We start from the raw sequence: 17,604 nt of genomic DNA, 5'->3' as shown, positions 1-17,604 counted from the left end.
TCGCGACGAGCCCGTGGCACGCGTTCTGGGCCGTTGCGGGGGCGTGACGCCGCGAGGAGAATGACGGCGGAAGTCGCGTGCGCAGGGTCTCGAGAGGGGGAGACCACAATCAGCGAGCGAGGTCGTCAGGTCAGCGTGGAGGAATTCCGGAGCCTCCAGCGTGACTACACCGATGCCACCGAGCAGTTCGCGGCGATGAACGAGGTGCTGACGGCGCTCGGCAGGTCGTCGTCCGATCCGGACGCGGTGCTCGACAGCGTGGTCGAGAGCGCCCGGAGGCTGTGCCGCTGCGAAGCGGCAGCGGTGTACCTCATCGACGACGACCACTTCACGCTCGCCAGCTCGGTCGGGCTCTCGACCGAGTTCGTGAGCCGCATCGGCGAGCATCCGTTCCGGATCGACCGCGCGACCCTGCTCGGACGCGTTGCGCTCGACCGGCAGATCACGCAGATCCCCGACGTCCTCAGCGATCCGGAGTACGGGCGACAGGACGTGCAGCGGATCGAGAAGTTCCGCACCATCATGGCGGCCCCGATGCTCCTCGACGACGAGGTGGTCGGAGCGCTCTCGCTCGTGCGCACCGAGGTCGACCCGTTCGACGGCCGTGCCATCGCGCTCCTGGAGGCGTTCGCCGCGCAGGCGGCGATCGTCGTGCGCAACGTGCACCTCGTGCGCGAACTCGAGGAGCGCGGCGTCGAGCTCGCGCGCCGGGTGGAGCAGCTCGAGGCGCTGAGCGAGGTCGGCGGCGTGGTCAGCTCGAGCCTGGTGCTCGACGAGGTGCTCTCGAACATCATCATGAACGCCGTGCGCTTCTCGGGCTGCGACGGCGGCTCGATCATGGAGTACGTCGAGGAGGAGCGCAGCTTCTCGGTGCGGAGCGCCTACGCGAGCAGTGCCGAGCTGCTCCGCAAGCTGCGCGGCATCCGCGTGGACCTCGAGACCACGCTCGTCGGCCGGGCCGCGCTCGAGGGGCACCCCATCGCGGTGGCCGACCTCGACACCGTCGAGCTCGACCCGCACCTCGAACTCCTGCACGACGACGGCTGGCGGTCGGTGCTCGCCGTCCCCGTGCTCCGCGGCGAGCGGATCATCGGCGCCCTCGTCGTGCGGCGCAAGCGGCCCGGCGCCTTCTCCGACGAGACGGTCGAGTTCCTCGAGACGTTCGCGAGCCAGTCGGCGCTCGCCGTCTGGAACGCCCAGTTGTTCCGCGAGCTCGAGACCAAGACCGCGGAGCTCCAGGTCGTCAGCCAGCACAAGTCGGAGTTCCTCGCGAGCATGTCCCACGAGCTCCGGACGCCGTTGAACGCCGTGATCGGCTTCTCCGAGGTGCTGCTCGAGCGGATGTTCGGCGAGCTCAACGAGCGCCAGGACGAGTATCTCCGCGACATCCTCTCCTCCGGGCGGCACCTGCTGCAGCTGCTCAACGACATCCTCGACCTCTCCAAGGTCGAGGCGGGGCGCATGGAACTCGCCACGTCGACGTTCTCCGTGCGCTCGGCGCTCGAGTACGGCATCTCGATGGTGCGCGAGCGGGCGGCGCTCCACGGCATCGCCGTCGGGCTCGAGGTCGACCCGGCCCTCGACGGCATCGAGTCCGACGAGCTCCGGTTCAAGCAGGTGCTGCTGAACCTGCTGAGCAACGCCGTGAAGTTCACGCCCGACGGCGGCCACGTCGCGGTGGCCGCGCGGCGCGACGGCGACGACCTCGTCGTCACGGTGACCGACGACGGAACCGGGATCCCCCCCGAGGATCGGGAGCGCATCTTCGAGTCGTTCCAGCAGGGGCGCCGCGGCGCGCAGCAGGAGGAGGGCACCGGCCTCGGTCTCACCCTCTGCCGGCGGATCGTCTCGCTGCTCGGCGGTCGCATGTGGCTCGAGACCGAGGTGGGGGTGGGCAGCACGTTCGGATTCAGCGTGCCGATGCGGTCCCCCGTCGAGGAACCGCCGGCCGCGCCGACCGAACAGGCCCATCTGCCGATCGTGGTCGTCATCGACGACGACCGCGCGTCGCTCGACCTCATGACCGCGTACCTCGACGGGCTCGGCGTGCAGGTGATCCACGCCCGGGACGGCGAGGAGGGCCTGCAGTCGATCCGCGCCCTCGCGCCCGCGGCAGTCGTCCTCGACATCCGGATGCCGGGACTCGACGGCTGGCAGGTGCTGACCCGGGTGCGCGACGACGAGGCGACCCGCGCGGTGCCGGTCATCATCGTGTCGATGCTCGACGAGCGGTCGCGCGGACTGATGCTCGGCGCCGCCGACTACCTCATCAAGCCCGTCGGCCGGGAGGAGCTCATCGGCGCGCTGCGACGGGTCGGCGCGGTGCATTCGGACGTGGCGCTTCCCGAGGCCGGCGGGGCGCGCTCGCGGTCGCGAGGAGCCGGCTGATGTCCGGCGATCGCATCCTCGTCGTGGAGGACAACCCGCTCAACCTCAAGCTCGTGCGCGACGTGCTCACCGCCGTCGGCTACGACGTGGTGGCGGCGCAGTCCGGCGAGGAAGGCGTGGCGCTCGCGGGAAGCTGCGATCCCGACCTCGTGCTGATGGACCTGCAGCTGCCGGGCATCGACGGCTACGAGGCGCTGCGGCTGCTGCGACAGGACCCCCGGCTCGGCGGGGTGCCGGTGGTCGCCCTCACCGCCTTCGCGATGCGGGAGGACCGGGAGCGCACCGCCCGCGCCGGATTCGACGGCTACCTCAGCAAGCCGATCAGCGTGCGGGAACTCCCGTCCCAGGTCGACGACTTCCTGAGCAACGGACGAGCCGATGTCCGATGACGCCGTGACCGTCCTCGCCGTGGACGACCTGCCGCAGAACCTCCGGCTGCTCGACGCAGTGCTGAGTCCGCGCGGCTACCGGGTCCTCACGGCCGCGTCCGGGGAGGAGGCGCTCGCCCTGCTGCCGGACTCCGGGGTCGACCTCGTGCTCCTCGACATCCTGATGCCCGGGATCGACGGATACGAGGTGTGCCGCCGCATCCGGACCCTGCCGGGATTCGAGTTCCTCCCGGTGGTGATGATCACCGCGAGCGGCGAGCAGGAGAAGCTCCGCGCCATCGAGGCAGGAGCGGACGACTTCGTGAGCAAGCCGTTCAACCAGGGCGAGCTGCTCGCCCGCGTCGCCTCCCTCGCCCGGGTCAAGCGCTACCAGGACACGATCGAACGGCAGGCGGCGGAGCTCGCCGGGTGGAATGCCGAGCTGGAGGCCCGGGTCACCGCACAGGTCGACGAGCTCGAACGGGTCAACCGGCTGCGCCGCTTCCTCCCGCCCCAGCTGGTCGATCTCGTGATCGACTCCGGCGACGAGGCGTTCCTCGGCTCCCATCGCCGCGAGATCGTCGTGGTCTTCTGCGACCTCCGCGGGTTCACCTCGTTCGCCGAAGCCAGCGAGCCCGAGGAGGTCATGGGCGTGCTGGCCGAGTACCACTCGGCGCTGGGCGAGCTGATCGATCGTTTCGAGGGCACCCTCGAGCGCTTCACGGGCGACGGGCTGATGGTGTTCTTCAACGATCCGCTGCCGTGCGACGACGCGGCCGAGCGCGCCGTCGCGATGGCGGTCGAGATGCGCGAGCGGGTCGCCGAACTGGCCGACGGCTGGAGCCGGCGCGGCCACGACCTCGGCTTCGGCATCGGCATCGCCCAGGGCTTCGCCACGCTCGGCAGGATCGGATTCGAGGGACGGTCCGACTACGCCGCCATCGGCAGCGTGACGAACCTGGCCGCACGCCTGTGCGCGGCGGCCGGCCCCGGCCAGATCCTCGTCGCGCAACGGGTGTTCTCGGCCGCGGAGCGCCTGGCCGCCGGTGAGCCGGTCGGCGAGCTCGAGCTCCGGGGATTCAGCCGCCCGGTCCGGGCGTTCGCCGTCACCGGCGTCGACGGCGGGAGCGGGCGTCCGGACACGCCCACCGAGCAGGTGACGACATGACCGGCCCGGTCACGCTGGCCGACCTCGACGACGACGCCCGGGCCCTCCGATTCGGATCGCTGCAGGAACGGATGCGGTCCGTGTGGGACTCGATGGGCCGCGACCTCGCCGACGAGTCGGTGGTCGTGGTGCCGTCCGTGCCTGTCACGCGCGCCGTCCCGGGCAGCGGCAGCCTGGGACAGGCCTACGAGGAGCGATTCCTCTTCCTGCTCCTGCTGCTCCGCCAGCCGCGACTGCGGCTGATCTACGTGACCTCGTCGCCCATCGACCAGCGGATCGTCGAGTACTACCTCGCACTCCTGCCCGGCGTCATCCCGAGCCACGCGCTCGCCCGGCTGTCACTGGTGTCGGTCGGCGATGCATCGCCCCGCCCGCTGAGCCGGAAGCTCCTGGAGCGTCCTCGGCTCCTGGCGAGGATCGCATCGCTGATCCCCAACCGGGCGCACAGCCACCTCATCCCGTACAACACGACCGAGCTCGAACGCGACCTCGCCCTCAGCCTCGGCATCCCCATGTACGGCCCCGACCCGCGCCTCGCCCCGCTCGGCACCAAGACCGGATGCCGCCGGCTGTTCGCCGAGGTCGGCGTGCCGCATCCGCTCGGAGCCGAGGACCTGCACGGCCTCGACGAGGTGGCCGACGCGATCGAGGTGCTGCTCGCGACGCGGCCGACCATGCGCCAGGTGATCGTGAAGCTCAACGAGGGCGTCGCCGGCGCGGGCAATGCGGTGGTCCAGCTCGACGGCGTCGTCGGACTGCCCGCTTCCGAACGCCCGGCGGCGATCGCCGAACGCGTGCGCGAGATGCGCCTGGAGGCCGACGACGTTCCCTTCGACGCGTACGTGGCGAAGCTCGAGTCCGACGGCGGAATCGTGGAGGAGCGCATCCTCGGCGAGGAGCTCCTGAGCCCCAGCGTGCAGCTCCGGACCCTGCCCGACGGCAGGGTCGAGCTCCTGTCCACGCACGACCAGCTCCTCGGCGGCGCCAGCGGCCAGAGCTTCCTCGGCTGCACCTTCCCCGCCGACCCCGCCTACTCGCGCCTGATCGGCGATCCGGCGATGGCGATCGGCGAACGGCTCGCCGCCGAGGGCGTGCTCGGCCGGTTCGCGGTCGACTTCGTGGTGGTCCGCAACGCGGCGGGCGACTGGTCGGCGTACGCGATCGAGCTCAACCTGCGCAGGGGCGGCACGACGCATCCGTTCCTGACGCTGCAGTTCCTGACCGACGGCCGCTACGACGAACGGACGGGTCGCTTCCTCACTCCCGAGGGCGCCGAGAAGCACCTCGTGGCGACCGATCACCTCGAGGCGCACGAGCTGCGGGCGCTGTCGGTCGGCGACCTGTTCGACGTGGTCGCGCGGCACGGCCTCCACTTCGACCAGTCCAGGCAGGCGGGCATCGTGTTCCACATGATCAGTTCGATCACCGAGCACGGCCGCGTCGGGATGACCGCGGTCGGCGACACCCCGGAGCAGGCGATGGAGCTCTACGAGCGCGCGGGGCGGGTGCTCGTCGACGAGGCTCGAGCCGCGGGCCGGCCGAACCCGCTCCCCGAATAGCGGCGCCGCGCCGTCAGCGGCGCTGTCAGCTCCGCCCGGTGAACTCGGGGGTGCGCTTCTGCTGGAACGCCGCGAAGCCCTCACGGTAGTCGTCGGTGTCGCACAGCGCCGCCTGCGCGCGGTTCTCGTGCGCCATCGAGGCCCAGAGGCCGAGGCGCTCGTCGCGCAGCTCCGCGACGAGTCGCTTCGAGGCGACGAAGGCCTGCGTGGGTCCGGATGCCGCGGCGCGGGCCGCCGCGCGGGCGGCATCCGTCACCTCGACGGCGGGGAACACCTGCGAGAAGAGGCCTGCTGCCACCGCCTCGGAGCCCGACATGAGGCGCCCGGTGACGATGAGGTCCATCGTGCGGTGCGCGCCGAGGCGCTCGACGAAGAGGGCGTGGCCGCCCGAGTCGAGGGTCGCGCCGAGGTTCTTGAACGGCGAGCCGATCTTCGCGGTGTCGGCGACGTAGACGATGTCGCTCGCGATGAGGAGGCCGAGTCCGACGCCGAGGCACGCGCCGTGCGCGACCGCGAACGTGGGCGCGGGGAAGTGCGCCATGCGCTTCAGCAGCGGCTCGACGAGTCCGCCGAGGTAGCGCAGCACGTCGTCGTCGCGCGGGTCGACGCCCGAGATGTCGCGCCCCGCGCAGAACGCCCGGCCCTCGCCGCGCAGCACGAGGGCGCGCACGCGCCCGTCGCCGGCCGCCGCCTCCGCCTCCGCCTCGGCGTACGCCTCGGACATCTCGGCGAGCGCCGGCTCGTCGAGCGCGTTGAGCTTCTCGGGCGCGTCGAGCACGACCTCGGCCACGCCGTCGGCGATCGTGAGCTCGATCATCGTCGATCCTCCTCATCTTGCGAGCGCGTCAGTTCACGCCGCGACGGGCGCCGCGGAGCACTCATCCTGTCCGAAACCGACGCGCTCGCAACGGGTCATACGTCGTAGTCCACCACGACCCGGTCGGACTTCGGGTGGGACTGGCAGGTGAGCACGTAGCCGCGCTCGAGCTCGTCGGGTTCGAGCGCGTAGTTCTCGGTCATCTGCACGCTGCCCTCGACGACGCGAGCCCGGCAGGTGCCGCACACGCCGCCCGCGCACGCGAACGGCACGTCGGCCCGCACGCGGAGGGCCGCGTTGAGGATCGATTCGTTCGCGCTCACCGGGCTCTCGACGGTCGACGACAGCCCGTCGAGCGTGAACTCGATCGCCACCGTCGCCTCGCCGCGCTCGACGACGACCGGACGGCCGTGACGGGGCTCGGCCCGATCGGCGTCGGTCGTGAAGAGCTCGTAGCGCACCTTCGCGGTGGGCACCCCGGCCGCGGCGAGCTCGTCGCGGGCGAGCTGCACGAGCTCGAAGGGGCCGCACAGGAACCACTCGTCGACGGTCGCCGTCGGGATGAGCACCTCGAGCATGCGATCGAGCTTCTCGGCGTCGATGCGCCCCGAGAGGAGCGGCGCGGTGCGCTGCTCGCGTGAGAGCACGTGGTGCAGCGCCAGGCGGGCCGGGTAGCGGTCCTTCAGCTCGGCGAGCTCCTCGAGGAACATCACGTCGCGCGTCGAGCGGTTCGTGTAGACGAGCGTGAACCGCGACGTCTCCGAGCGCGCGAGCACGGTGTGCGCGAGTGCCATGAGGGGCGTGATGCCCGAGCCCGCGGCGATGCCGACGAGGTGCTTGCCGTCGAGCGCGTCGAGGCCGGACGTGAAGGTGCCCTGCGGGCTCATGACGTCGATCACGTCGCCGGCCGCGAGCTCGGAGTTCGCCCACGTCGAGAAGCGCCCGCCGAGGTCGCGCTTGATCGCCACGGAGACGCTGCCGCGCACGGGCGGGCGGCAGATCGAGTAGCTGCGGCGCAGCTCCTGTCCGTCGAACTCCTTGCGCAATGCCACGTACTGGCCCGGCAGGTAGGTGTAGTCGTCGGCGAGCTCCTCGGGCACCGCGAAGGTGACCTCCACCGAGTCGTCGGTCAGCGGCCGCACCTCGGCGACCTCGAGGCTGTGGAAGCGGGCGCGGCGACGCTTGGGCGCATCGTTCCCGCCCACCGCGCTCGCGAGGAACGCGTCGGCGACCGCGGCATCCGTCTCCAGGCTGCCTGCGGGTCGAGCAGCCGCCCATGGAGGCGTGCCTACCGCCGATCGAGCAGCCGACGAAGGAGGCGTGCCCACCGCCGATCGAGCAGCCGACGAAGGAGGCGAATCGAGATCTGCCTCCGGGGTCTCGATACGCGGCTCCGCCGCTACTCGACCGGCGGTGGGCGGCTCCGCCGCGACTCGACCGGCGGATCCCAGGTTGCGTGCGGCCATCAGAGCACCTTGAAGTAGTCGAAGGGCTCGAGGCAGTCGCGGCACTCGTAGAGCGCCTTGCACGACGTCGAGCCGAAGCGGGCGAGTTCGCGGGTGTTGAGCGAGTCGCAGCGCGGGCACTTCACCGCGAGCTGCAGTCGCACGGGGCCGGCATCGCGCGCGGGGGCGTGTCCGCTCGGCGCCTGGATGCCGTAGGTGCGGAGCTTCTGCTTGCCCTCGTCGCTCATCCAGTCGGTCGTCCACGCGGGGGCGAGCACCATGTGCACGTCGACCTCGTCGTAGCCGGCGTGCGTGAGCGCGAGCACGACGTCGTCGCGCATGGCGTCCATGGCGGGGCATCCGCTGTACGTGGGCGTGAGCTCGACGTGCACGGCGCGGCCGTCGTCGTCAACCGACACCGAGCGCAGCACGCCGAGGTCCTCGATCGTGAGCACGGGGATCTCGGGGTCGGTCACGGTCGCCGCGACGTCCCAGGCGCGCCGGGCCACCGGGTCGGCGGGCACCGGCCGGGCGACGGATGCCGCGGTCACCACGATGCCCCCGGGTGCGCGCGTGCGAGCACCTGCATCTCGGCGAGCATCGGCCCCAGGTGCTCGGTGTGACGCCCCTCACGGCCGCCGCCCGACGCGGTGAACGCCGTGCGGCCGGTGGGGATCTCAAGCTCCGCCTCGGCGAACACCCTCGCGATCACGGCGTCGAACGCCGGACGCAGCGACGAGGGCAGCGGGGCCACGCCCTCGGCGGCGAGCCGCTCGACGAGCGCGTCGTCGGCGAACAGCTCCTCGACGTACGGCCACGTGTCGACCACTGCGAGGATCATGCGGCGCCGCGACTCCTCGGTGCCGCCCGCGAGGCGGAGGGTCCACTGGATCGCGTGGTCGCGGTGGTAGTCGACTTCCTTGTCGCTCTTCACGGCGATCGCCGCGAGCGTCGGGTCGGTCGAGGAGCTCAGTGCGCCGTACAGCTCGTACAGGTACGTCGACGCGAACAGCTGCCGCGCGATGGTGTGCGCGAAGTCGCCGTTCGGCTGCTCGAACAGCCAGGCGTTGCGGAACTCGGGCTCGTCGCGGAAGTACGCGAGGTCGTCCTCGCTGCGGCCCGTGGCGGTGCCGGCGTAGTGCAGCAGGGTGCGTGCGTGGCCGAGCAGGTCGAGCCCGATGTTGCCGAGCGCGATGTCCTCCTCGAGCTCGGGCGCGTAGCTGATCCACATGCCGAGCTGCTGGGCGAGCACGAGGGCATCGTCGCCGAGGCGCAGCGCGTACTCGGCGACGTCGGCGGATGCCACGTGGCCGGCGCCCGCGGACGACCCCGCGAGTTCCTCGGCGAGCGCGACCTGGTCGACGCTCACCTCGCCGTGCACCTCGCCGTGCGGGTCGTCCGCCGATCGAGTAGCCGACGAAGGAGGCGTCTCGAGATCATCAGGCTCGGCCGCGGGGTCTCGATACGCGCTGCGCGCTGCTCGACCGGCGGGGATCTCCGCGCTCACAGGTGCTTCACCCCTTCGCTCTTCGTGTAGTAGACCGCGTGCCGGTAGTTCTTGCCGGCGGGGCTCTCGAAGAACGCGCCCTTCGCGTCGGGATCGCTCGTGGTGATCGCGTCGGCAGGGACGACCCAGATCGACACGCCCTCGTTGCGGCGCGTGTAGAGGTCGCGCGCGTTGCGCACGGCCATGTCGGCGTCGGGCGCGTGCAGCGAGCCGACGTGCACGTGGCTCAGGCCGCGGTTGGCGCGCACGAAGACCTCCCAGAGGGGCCAGGCCTCGGTTCCCATCTCGCCGGGGGTGCTCATCGGTTCTCCTTCAGGTCTCGATACGCTTCGCTACTCGACCGGCGGGTCATGCGGCGACCTTCCGGGCAGCCTGCTTCGCGGCGTAGGCCGCAGCGGCCTCGCGCACCCAGGCGCCCTCCTCGTGGGCCTCGCGGCGACGCCGCAGGCGCTCGGCGTTGGCGGGGCCGCGGCCGGCGAGCACCTCGTGGAACTCGTGCCAGTCGATCTCGCTCATGTCGTAGGCCTGCTTCTCCTCGTTCCACCGCAGGTTCGGGTCGGGCAGGGTCACGCCGAGCGCCTCGGCCTGCGGCACGAGCATGCCGACGAAGCGCTGGCGCAGCTCGTCGTTCGAGAAGCGCTTGATGTTCCACGCCATCGACTGCGCCGAGTTGGGCGACTCGTCGTCGGGCGGGCCGAACATCATGAGCGAGGGCCAGTACCAGCGGTTCACGGCATCCTGCGCCATCTCGCGTTGCGCCTCGGTGCCCTGCATGAGCTCGAGCAGGATCTCGAAGCCCTGCCGCTGGTGGAAGGACTCCTCTTTGCAGATGCGCACCATCGCGCGGCCGTAGGGGCCGTACGACGCGCGGCACAGCGGCACCTGGTTGCAGATGGCGGCGCCGTCGACGAGCCAGCCGATCGCGCCCATGTCGGCCCAGGTGGGGGTCGTGTAGTTGAAGATCGACGAGTAGCGGGCCTTGCCCTCGATGAGCTGCTGCATCATCTCCTCGCGCGAGATGCCGAGCGTCTGCGCGGCGGAGTAGAGGTAGAGGCCGTGGCCCGCCTCGTCCTGCACCTTGGCCATGAGGATGGCCTTGCGCTTGAGGCTCGGCGCGCGCGTGATCCAGTTGGACTCGGGCTGCATGCCGATGATCTCCGAGTGCGCGTGCTGCGAGATCTGGCGGATGAGCGTCTTGCGGTACGCGTCGGGCATCCAGTCGCGCGGCTCGATGCGCGAGTCCTGCGCGATGAGGTCGTCGAAGCGGGCCTGTGCGGCCTCGTCGCGGTGCTCATCGAGTGCGGCCACGCTGAGTTCTGCGGGTGCGGTCATCGTCGACTCCTGTAGATCGGATGTCGGTCGGGGCTTCCGTCCGCCTGCGGCATCCGTATTACCAACCGATCGTTCAGTTAGTATATAGTCATCTTCAGCGTCGCGGCAACGACCGCCGCGCACGCACCCCGCACACCCCGCACTCGATGAGGAGCAGCGAATGACGGATGCCGCCACCCGGCCGATGATGCAGAACGACCTCGCCTCGGCCGCCCTCGGCATGATCGTCGAGCGCGACGAGCCCGGACTCGCGGTGGTCTCGATGCGCGTGCGCGAGGACATGACGAACGGGTTCCGCATCACGCACGGCGGACTCGTCTTCGCCCTGGCCGACACGGCCTTCGCGATCGCCTGCAACGAGGACGACAACGTCACCGTCGCGGCGGGCGCCGACATCACCTTCCTGAAGTCCACGGTCGCGGGGCAGACCCTCACGGCGACCGCGGTGCGACGCACGCGCAGCGGCCGCACCGGCCTCTACGACGTCTCGGTCGTCGACGAGCACGGCGACCCGGTCGCCGAGTTCCGCGGCCGTTCGCTCACCACCAACCGTTCGTCGGTCGAGTAGGCGCCCCGGCGCCGTATCGAGACCCCGACCCACCAACACCTGGAGCACACCGTGTCGACGACGACCCTCACCGAAACCGTCTCTGGCGTCCGCCCGCCCAGCCTCGACGACCTCGACCCCGAAGAGCGGATGTCGCGAGCCGAGCTCGAGGCCCTCCAGCTCGAGCGGCTGCAGCAGACCGTGCGCCACGCCTACGCGAACGTGCCGCTCTACACGCGCAAGTTCGACGAGGCGGGCGTGCACCCCGACGACATCCGCTCGCTCGACGACGTCGCGAAGCTTCCCTTCACCACCAAGGAGGACCTGCGCCAGACCTACCCCTTCGGCATGTTCGCCGTGCCCATGGAGCAGGTCGCGCGCATCCACGCCTCGTCGGGCACCACCGGGCGCCCCACCGTCGTGGGCTACACGAAGGGCGACCTCGACCGCTGGGCGTCGCTCATCGCGCGATCGCTCCGTGCGAGCGGCATCCGACCGGGCATGAAGGTGCACAACGCCTACGGCTACGGACTCTTCACGGGCGGCCTGGGCGCGCACGCCGGCATCGAGAAGCTCGGCGCGACCGTCATCCCGATGTCGGGCGGGCAGACCGCGCGCCAGGTGCAGCTCATCCGCGACTTCGAGCCCGACGCGATCCTGTGCACCCCGAGCTACCTGCTCACGATCACCGACGCCATGGCCGCGGCCGGCATCGACCCGCACACGACGAGCCTCAAGGTCGCCGTGCTCGGCGCCGAGCCGTGGACGAACGAGCTCCGCCGCGAGCTGCAGTCGCGCCTCGGCATCGACGCGCTCGACATCTACGGCCTCAGCGAGGTCATGGGCCCGGGCGTCGGCAACGAGTGCATCGAGACGAAGGACGGCCCGCACATCTGGGAGGACCACTTCCTCCCCGAGGTCATCGACGGCGACACCCTCGAGCGCGTGCCCGACGGCACGATGGGCGAGCTCGTGTTCACCTCGCTCACGAAGGAGGCGTTCCCGGTGATCCGGTACCGCACGCGCGACCTCACGCGCCTGCTGCCGGGCACCGCGCGTCCCGCGATGCGCCGCATCGAGAAGATCACGGGCCGCAACGACGACATGATCATCCTGCGCGGCGTGAACCTCTTCCCGACCCAGATCGAGGAGATCGTGCTGGGGCTCGAGGAGCTCACGCCGCACTTCATCCTCGAGCTCACCCGCACGGGCACCATGGACGACCTCACGGTGCGCATCGAGCGGCATCCCGACCTGTCGGTCGAGGTGTGCCAGGGCTCGGCGGCCGTGCTCGCGGCACGCATCAAGGAGTTCATCGGCTCGTCGGTGCGCGTGCAGCTCGAGGAGCCGGGCACCCTCCCCCGCAGCGAGGGCAAGTACCAGCGGGTCTACGACCTGCGCAACCAGTAGCCACCCTTGCGGGTTGAGCGCGGCGAAACAGTGTCCGCGGGTCGAGCCCGTCGAGGGCACATGTGGGGGTCGAGGCCGCCGAAACCCGATCGCCCGTGGGTTCGGCGACCTCAACCCCTCGCGGTGATGCGAAACTGGGCACGATGAGCGAGAACGGAACCAACCGGCGAGGACGCCCCGGCTACGACCAGCAGGGAATCCTCGAGGTCGCCGTGGCCGCGTTCAACGAGTACGGCTACGACGCGACCTCGATGGGCGTGCTCGCCGACCGGCTCGGGCTCTCGAAGTCCGCGATCTACCACCACTTCGCGTCGAAGGACGAGATCCTCGAGCACGCACTCGACCACGCGCTGAGCTCGCTCGAGGGAGTGCTCGACGAACCGGAGGCCACGCGCGGCCGGGCCGCCGATCGGCTCGACCACGTGCTGCGCGGTGCGGTGCACGTGCTCGTCGACCAACTCTCGTACGTGACGCTGCTGCTGCGCGTGCGCGGCAACACCGACGTCGAGCGACGCGCGCTCGAACGCCGTCGTGCGTTCGACAAGCGCGTGACGGCGCTCGTCGCGGAGGCGCAGGCCGAGGGATCGCTGCGCAGCGACCTCGACGTGCGGATCGTGGAGCGACTGCTGTTCGGCATGATCAACTCGATCGTCGAATGGTACCGGCCGGGCGGTCCCGAGGACGCCGCGAAGCTCGCCGACGACGTCGTCACGGTCGCCCTCGACGGCCTCCGCATGCCCACGTCGAACCGCATCGAACAACTGCTGGGCTGACCCCGCCGGTCGAGTAGCGAGCCCCGGCCTCCGCTGGTCGAGTAGCGAGCGCAGCGAGCCCCGGCCCCCGCCGGTCGAGTGGCGAGCGCAGCGAGCGTATCGAGACCCGCCCTCGCGGATCACGCGCGCCCGCGCACCCGATCGCTGCGTGCGAGGAACGTCGCCGCCACGATCGTGACGAGGCACAGCACGGCCGGCCCCACCGTCTTCGCGACGTCGCCCTGCACCGCGCCGACGAAGGTGTCGATGCCCTGCACGATCGTCATCGCCGCCGCGATCGCGAGCAGCGCGTCATCCGACCGGAAGAGCGGAGCGACGAGCGCGAGCACGACGAGGGCGGTGCTGCGGGACGCCGCGTACAGCGCGTCCGTCGCCTCGAGGCCGCCGTCGACGACGGCGAGCACCGAGAACGTGACACTCACCCCCGCGCTGATCACCGTGACGGCGTAGCAGATCCAGAAGGCCGCGCCACGGGCGGCGGTACGCGTCGATTCGCTCATGCGTTCAGCGTGGAGGCGGACGCCGCCGGGGTCAAGCGCCCCGGCGGCGCGGCTCGGCCGACCGCGTGGCAGTGCTCGGAGGCGGGCCCGCCTCCGCCTACGCCGGCGACGGGCACGTGGGGCACGGGTCCACCGGGCCCCGCGAGGGTCGCGGCGTCCGCGTCCTGGGCGGCATCCGCAGCATCCGCAGCACCGCCGACCACCGGACACGGCGGCCCGTCGCCCCGATCGCGGGCGTCGTCTCGGCGCGTCGTTCCTCGACGACCCGCCGCTGCTCGAGCTCGCGGGCGAGCCATGCCTCGTGCTCGGCGCGCAGGTGGTCGAAGTTCAGTTCTGAAATCAACATCTCGACTCCGGTTCGTCTTTTCCTACTCCCCCACGGTGCTCCCTGAGGCGGCCGCCGGGCATCGGGCACATGCCCTATTCATGCGGTCGTGCGCGCCGCGGGGAGGCCGACGTCATCGCCGCCGAGCTCGCGCAGGACGCCGCCGTGGCCGCGCCGACACGCTGCCGGTCACCGTGCCGAACCGGCTCGGCGTCGAGTACGACACCCGGCTGCTCGCCGCGATCGCCGAGCACGTCGCGCCGGCGATCGGGTGGGTGTCCGCGCCCGCCGGCGGCGGCGCAGCGGCCTGACGCTGCGGGACCGCCCGGACGACGGCCCGTGGCCGTGCGCGCGCTTGCGGAGTCCGCCCATGCGCGTGTTCTAGCATCGATCCATGCCCGACCGCTCCCGCTCCGTGCGCAGCGTGCTCGCCGGCATCGCGCGCGCGACGCTCGTCGTCATGGCGGGGGTCGCGGTCGGCGGAGGGCTCAGCCTGACGATGCCCGGGTCGCTCGCCTCCTCCGAACTCCCGCCGTATGAGCGAACCGTCGTGAACCCGTTCGACGAACTCCCCGCGGAGCCGCTCGCGCTGATCGTCGGCGACTCCTACACCGAAGGCCGCGGCTCGACGAAGGTGGAGAAGAGCTGGGCGTACCTGGCGGCGGCCTCCCTCGGGTGGGACGCCACCATCGACGGGGTCGGCGGAACCGGGTTCGTCAAGGGGCTCTCCAGTGCCGGCGCCTCGGGACTCGAGTATCGTCAGCGGCTGCTCACCCATGCCGCGATGAACGTGGACTACGACATCGTGGTCATGCAGGGCGGCCTCAACGACTGGGCCGCGACGCCGGCCCAGGTGCAGGCCGCGACGACCCTGGCGATCCGCACCGCCCGAGAGCAGTGGCCGGACGCGATCGTCGTGGTGTTCGGGCCCTTCGAGCCGCTCGGCAAGGGCGTCGCCCACATGGTGCACCTCGACACCATCCGTGCGGCGACGGAGGCAGCGGGCGCGACCTTCATCGATAGCGAGGACCCGGCGCCCTGGCTCACCGCCCGCAATTCCGACGCGTTCGACGCGGGCGACGGGGTGCACCTCAACGACGCGGGCGCCGCGTACGTCGCGGCTCGCTTCACGGCCGCCTTCGAGAGCCACCGCACGCCCGCCCGGTGAGCCCGCTCGAGTCGCGGGTCGCGCCGGCGGCCGCGGGCCCGGCACGCGAGGCTGTGCCCCCTGTCAGCGGCATCCGCCAGAGTGGACCCATGACCTCCTCCCTCGCCGCGCCCGCCGACACCCGTGCCGCCGCGCTCGCAGCGCTGCGCGAACTCGTGGGGCGCGACGACGCCGAGTTCCACGACGGACAGTACGAGGCGATCGCGGCGCTCGTCGACGGGCGGCGCCGCGCGCTCGTCGTGCAGCGCACCGGCTGGGGCAAGTCGGCGGTCTACTTCGTGGCGACGCTGCTGCTGCGCCGCGAGGGCGCCGGGCCCACGGTGCTCGTCTCGCCGCTGCTCGCGCTCATGCGCGACCAGATCGCGGCCGCAGAGCGGGCGGGCGTGCGAGCCGTCGCGATCAACTCGACCAACCCGCACGAGTGGACCGACGTGCTGCGCCGGCTCGACGCCGACGAGGTCGACGTGCTGCTCGTCTCGCCCGAGCGCCTCAACAATCCCGCGTTCCGCGAGCAGCAGCTGCCTGCGCTCGTGCGCCGCATCGGCATGCTCGTGGTCGACGAGGCGCACTGCATCAGCGACTGGGGGCACGACTTCCGGCCCGACTACCGGCGGCTGCGCGACCTCATCGCCCAGATCCCGCCCGAGGTGCCGGTGCTCGCGACCACGGCCACCGCGAACAGCCGGGTGGTGGCGGATGTCGCCGAGCAACTCGGCACCGCGGCGCCCGGCACGCCCGCGGCATCCGACCCCCCGACCTCGACCCCGGCAGCCGATGGCGAGGTGCTCACCATCCGCGGGCCGCTCGCCCGGGCCTCGTTGCGGCTCGGGGTGCTGCGCCTGCCCGACGCGACGATGCGGCTCGCGTGGCTGCTCAGCCACCTCGACGACCTGCCCGGCTCGGGCATCATCTACACGCTCACCGTCTCGGCGGCGAACGACACCGCGAGGCTGCTGCGCGAGCGCGGGCACGACGTGCGCGCCTACACGGGCCAGACCGACCCCGACGAGCGTGAGGAGTCGGAGGGCATGCTCAAGCGCAACGAGGTCAAGGCCCTCGTCGCGACGAGCGCGCTCGGCATGGGATTCGACAAGCCCGACCTCGGGTTCGTGGTGCACCTCGGGGCGCCGTCGTCGCCTGTCGCCTACTACCAGCAGGTCGGCCGTGCCGGGCGCGCGAGCGAGAGCGCCGATGTGCTCCTGCTGCCCGGCCCCGAGGACCGGGCCATCTGGCACTACTTCGCGACGGCGTCGATGCCCGACGAGGAGCGGGCGCGTCGAGTCATCGACGAGCTCTCCGACGTGCCGCTCTCGACCCCCGCGCTCGAGGCACGCGTCGACATCCGACGCACGCCGCTCGAGCTGCTGCTCAAGGTGCTCGACGTCGACGGCGCAGTGCGGCGCGTGCAGGGCGGCTGGGTCGCGACGGGTGCGCCGTGGTCCTACGACGCGGAGCGCTACGGGCGCATCGCCGCGGAGCGCGAAGCCGAGCAGCAGCACATGATCGAATACGAGCAGACCGACGGATGCCGCATGGAGTTCCTCCAGCGCTCCCTCGACGACGAGACGGCGACCCCGTGCGGTCGCTGCGACAACTGCGCCGGGGCCTGGTTCCCGCGCGAGATCGTCGCCGGAGCCGCCGATTCCGCGGCCGGCGCCCTCGACCGCGTGGGCGTGCCGATCGAGCCGCGCCGCGCCTGGCCGACCGGCGCCGACCGGCTCGGCGTTCCCGCCAAGGGCCGCATCGCAGCGGCGGAGCAGGCCGGCGAGGGCCGCGCGCTCGCGCGGCTCACCGACCTCGGCTGGGGCGGCACACTGCGCGAGCTGTTCGCAGCGGGCTCGCCCGATGCGCCGGTGCCGCCGCAGGTGCTCGCTGCATGCGTGCGCGTGCTCGCCGACTGGGGCTGGGCCGAGCGTCCGGTCGCGGTCGTCTCGGTGCCCTCGCGTTCACGTCCGTTGCTCGTCGACTCGCTCGCTCGTGGGCTCGCGGAGGTCGGCCGCCTTCCCTACCTCGGCTCGCTCACGCCTGTCGGCGGCGGGCCGACCGGGCAGCCCGGCGGCAACAGCGCGTTCCGTCTCGCGGGCGTCTGGGACCGCTTCACGGCCGACGGCCTCGACGTGCCGTCCGGCGGCGTCCTGCTCGTCGACGACCAGGCCGACAGCCGCTGGACCCTCACCGTCGCGGCCCGCACCCTCCGCCAAGCGGGCGCCGTCGAGGTGCTGCCCTTCGTGCTCGCCCTGCGCGGCTGACGCCGGCCCCACCGGTCGCGCCGCAAGCGCTGCCCCGCCGGTCGAGTA

The 17,604-nt window shown here is 71.7% G+C and carries 17 protein-coding genes; 9 read left to right on the top strand and 8 right to left on the bottom strand.

What is annotated here, in order from left to right; translation table 11 throughout:
• Positions 1 to 135 precede the first annotated feature (135 nt).
• From EDM22_RS03470 to EDM22_RS03455, 4 genes are read left to right on the top strand one after another with little or no spacing between them, the layout of a single operon-like run.
• On the top strand, positions 136 to 2,388 hold the full coding sequence (locus tag EDM22_RS03470) for a hybrid sensor histidine kinase/response regulator (protein ID WP_170963992.1): 2,253 nt from the start codon (positions 136 to 138) through the stop codon (positions 2,386 to 2,388).
• Entirely contained in the window at positions 2,388 to 2,777 is a 390-nt protein-coding gene (locus EDM22_RS03465) for a response regulator (RefSeq protein ID WP_122935670.1), read from the top strand. Before EDM22_RS03470 ends, EDM22_RS03465 begins: the two co-directional genes overlap by 1 nt.
• 4 nt (positions 2,778 to 2,781) lie before the next feature.
• On the top strand, positions 2,782 to 3,924 hold the full coding sequence (locus EDM22_RS03460) for an adenylate/guanylate cyclase domain-containing protein (RefSeq protein WP_245989158.1): 1,143 nt from the start codon (positions 2,782 to 2,784) through the stop codon (positions 3,922 to 3,924).
• Positions 3,921 to 5,483, top strand: coding sequence for a peptide ligase PGM1-related protein (locus tag EDM22_RS03455; RefSeq protein ID WP_122935668.1), 1,563 nt, complete (start codon positions 3,921 to 3,923; stop codon positions 5,481 to 5,483). The genes EDM22_RS03460 and EDM22_RS03455 overlap by 4 nt, the downstream gene beginning before the upstream one ends.
• Positions 5,484 to 5,508: 25 nt before the next feature.
• Here the strand turns inward: EDM22_RS03455 and EDM22_RS03450 are convergent, their stop codons facing one another.
• The 6 genes from EDM22_RS03450 to paaA all read right to left on the bottom strand — a co-directional run bounded on the left by EDM22_RS03450 (position 5,509) and on the right by paaA (position 10,584).
• The gene (locus tag EDM22_RS03450) at positions 5,509 to 6,300 is read right to left on the bottom strand and encodes an enoyl-CoA hydratase/isomerase family protein (protein WP_122935667.1); all 792 of its coding nucleotides are present in this window, start codon (positions 6,298 to 6,300) and stop codon (positions 5,509 to 5,511) included.
• A 95-nt stretch (positions 6,301 to 6,395) separates the two neighbouring features.
• The gene (gene paaE, locus EDM22_RS03445; protein ID WP_245989169.1) at positions 6,396 to 7,505 is read right to left on the bottom strand and encodes a 1,2-phenylacetyl-CoA epoxidase subunit PaaE; all 1,110 of its coding nucleotides are present in this window, start codon (positions 7,503 to 7,505) and stop codon (positions 6,396 to 6,398) included.
• A gap of 260 nt (positions 7,506 to 7,765) precedes the next feature.
• Positions 7,766 to 8,296, bottom strand: coding sequence for a 1,2-phenylacetyl-CoA epoxidase subunit PaaD (gene paaD / locus EDM22_RS03440; RefSeq protein WP_122935775.1), 531 nt, complete (start codon positions 8,294 to 8,296; stop codon positions 7,766 to 7,768).
• Entirely contained in the window at positions 8,293 to 9,252 is a 960-nt protein-coding gene (gene paaC, locus EDM22_RS03435; RefSeq protein WP_376917727.1) for a 1,2-phenylacetyl-CoA epoxidase subunit PaaC, read from the bottom strand. Before paaC ends, paaD begins: the two co-directional genes overlap by 4 nt.
• Positions 9,249 to 9,554, bottom strand: coding sequence for a 1,2-phenylacetyl-CoA epoxidase subunit PaaB (gene paaB, locus EDM22_RS03430; protein ID WP_122935664.1), 306 nt, complete (start codon positions 9,552 to 9,554; stop codon positions 9,249 to 9,251). Before paaB ends, paaC begins: the two co-directional genes overlap by 4 nt.
• A gap of 46 nt (positions 9,555 to 9,600) precedes the next feature.
• Complete coding sequence (gene paaA, locus EDM22_RS03425; protein WP_122935663.1) at positions 9,601 to 10,584, bottom strand: 1,2-phenylacetyl-CoA epoxidase subunit PaaA; 984 nt, start codon at positions 10,582 to 10,584, stop codon at positions 9,601 to 9,603.
• A gap of 160 nt (positions 10,585 to 10,744) precedes the next feature.
• Between paaA and paaI the strand changes: the two genes are divergently transcribed.
• From paaI to EDM22_RS03410, 3 genes are all read left to right on the top strand, one after another.
• The gene (gene paaI, locus EDM22_RS03420; RefSeq protein ID WP_122935662.1) at positions 10,745 to 11,152 is read left to right on the top strand and encodes a hydroxyphenylacetyl-CoA thioesterase PaaI; all 408 of its coding nucleotides are present in this window, start codon (positions 10,745 to 10,747) and stop codon (positions 11,150 to 11,152) included.
• 129 nt (positions 11,153 to 11,281) lie between these two features.
• Positions 11,282 to 12,541: a phenylacetate--CoA ligase PaaK gene (gene paaK, locus EDM22_RS03415; protein ID WP_122935774.1), complete on the top strand. Its 1,260-nt coding sequence runs from the start codon at positions 11,282 to 11,284 to the stop codon at positions 12,539 to 12,541.
• A gap of 143 nt (positions 12,542 to 12,684) precedes the next feature.
• Positions 12,685 to 13,314 carry a TetR/AcrR family transcriptional regulator gene (locus tag EDM22_RS03410; RefSeq protein ID WP_122935661.1) on the top strand — a complete coding sequence of 210 codons (630 nt, stop codon included), beginning with the start codon at positions 12,685 to 12,687 and terminating at the stop codon, positions 13,312 to 13,314.
• A gap of 119 nt (positions 13,315 to 13,433) precedes the next feature.
• On the opposite strand, the gene EDM22_RS03405 is transcribed toward EDM22_RS03410, so the two are convergent.
• Positions 13,434 to 13,814 carry a hypothetical protein gene (locus EDM22_RS03405; protein ID WP_122935660.1) on the bottom strand — a complete coding sequence of 127 codons (381 nt, stop codon included), beginning with the start codon at positions 13,812 to 13,814 and terminating at the stop codon, positions 13,434 to 13,436.
• Between the two features lie 97 nt (positions 13,815 to 13,911).
• Positions 13,912 to 14,160, bottom strand: a complete 249-nt coding sequence (locus EDM22_RS03400) for a hypothetical protein (protein WP_122935659.1) — start codon at positions 14,158 to 14,160, stop codon at positions 13,912 to 13,914.
• 373 nt (positions 14,161 to 14,533) lie between these two features.
• Here EDM22_RS03400 and EDM22_RS03395 point away from each other — a divergent pair, with 373 nt between their 5' ends.
• Complete coding sequence (locus EDM22_RS03395) at positions 14,534 to 15,307, top strand: SGNH/GDSL hydrolase family protein (protein WP_122935658.1); 774 nt, start codon at positions 14,534 to 14,536, stop codon at positions 15,305 to 15,307.
• 89 nt (positions 15,308 to 15,396) lie between these two features.
• Positions 15,397 to 17,556: a RecQ family ATP-dependent DNA helicase gene (locus EDM22_RS03390; RefSeq protein WP_122935657.1), complete on the top strand. Its 2,160-nt coding sequence runs from the start codon at positions 15,397 to 15,399 to the stop codon at positions 17,554 to 17,556.
• Positions 17,557 to 17,604 lie beyond the last annotated feature (48 nt).

It is taken from the genome of Agromyces tardus (genome assembly GCF_003710805.1).
GTDB classification, from domain to species: domain Bacteria; phylum Actinomycetota; class Actinomycetes; order Actinomycetales; family Microbacteriaceae; genus Agromyces; species Agromyces tardus.
The sequence above is the reverse complement of the archived record's forward strand: the minus strand, read 5'-3'. Positions and strand labels throughout refer to the sequence as shown.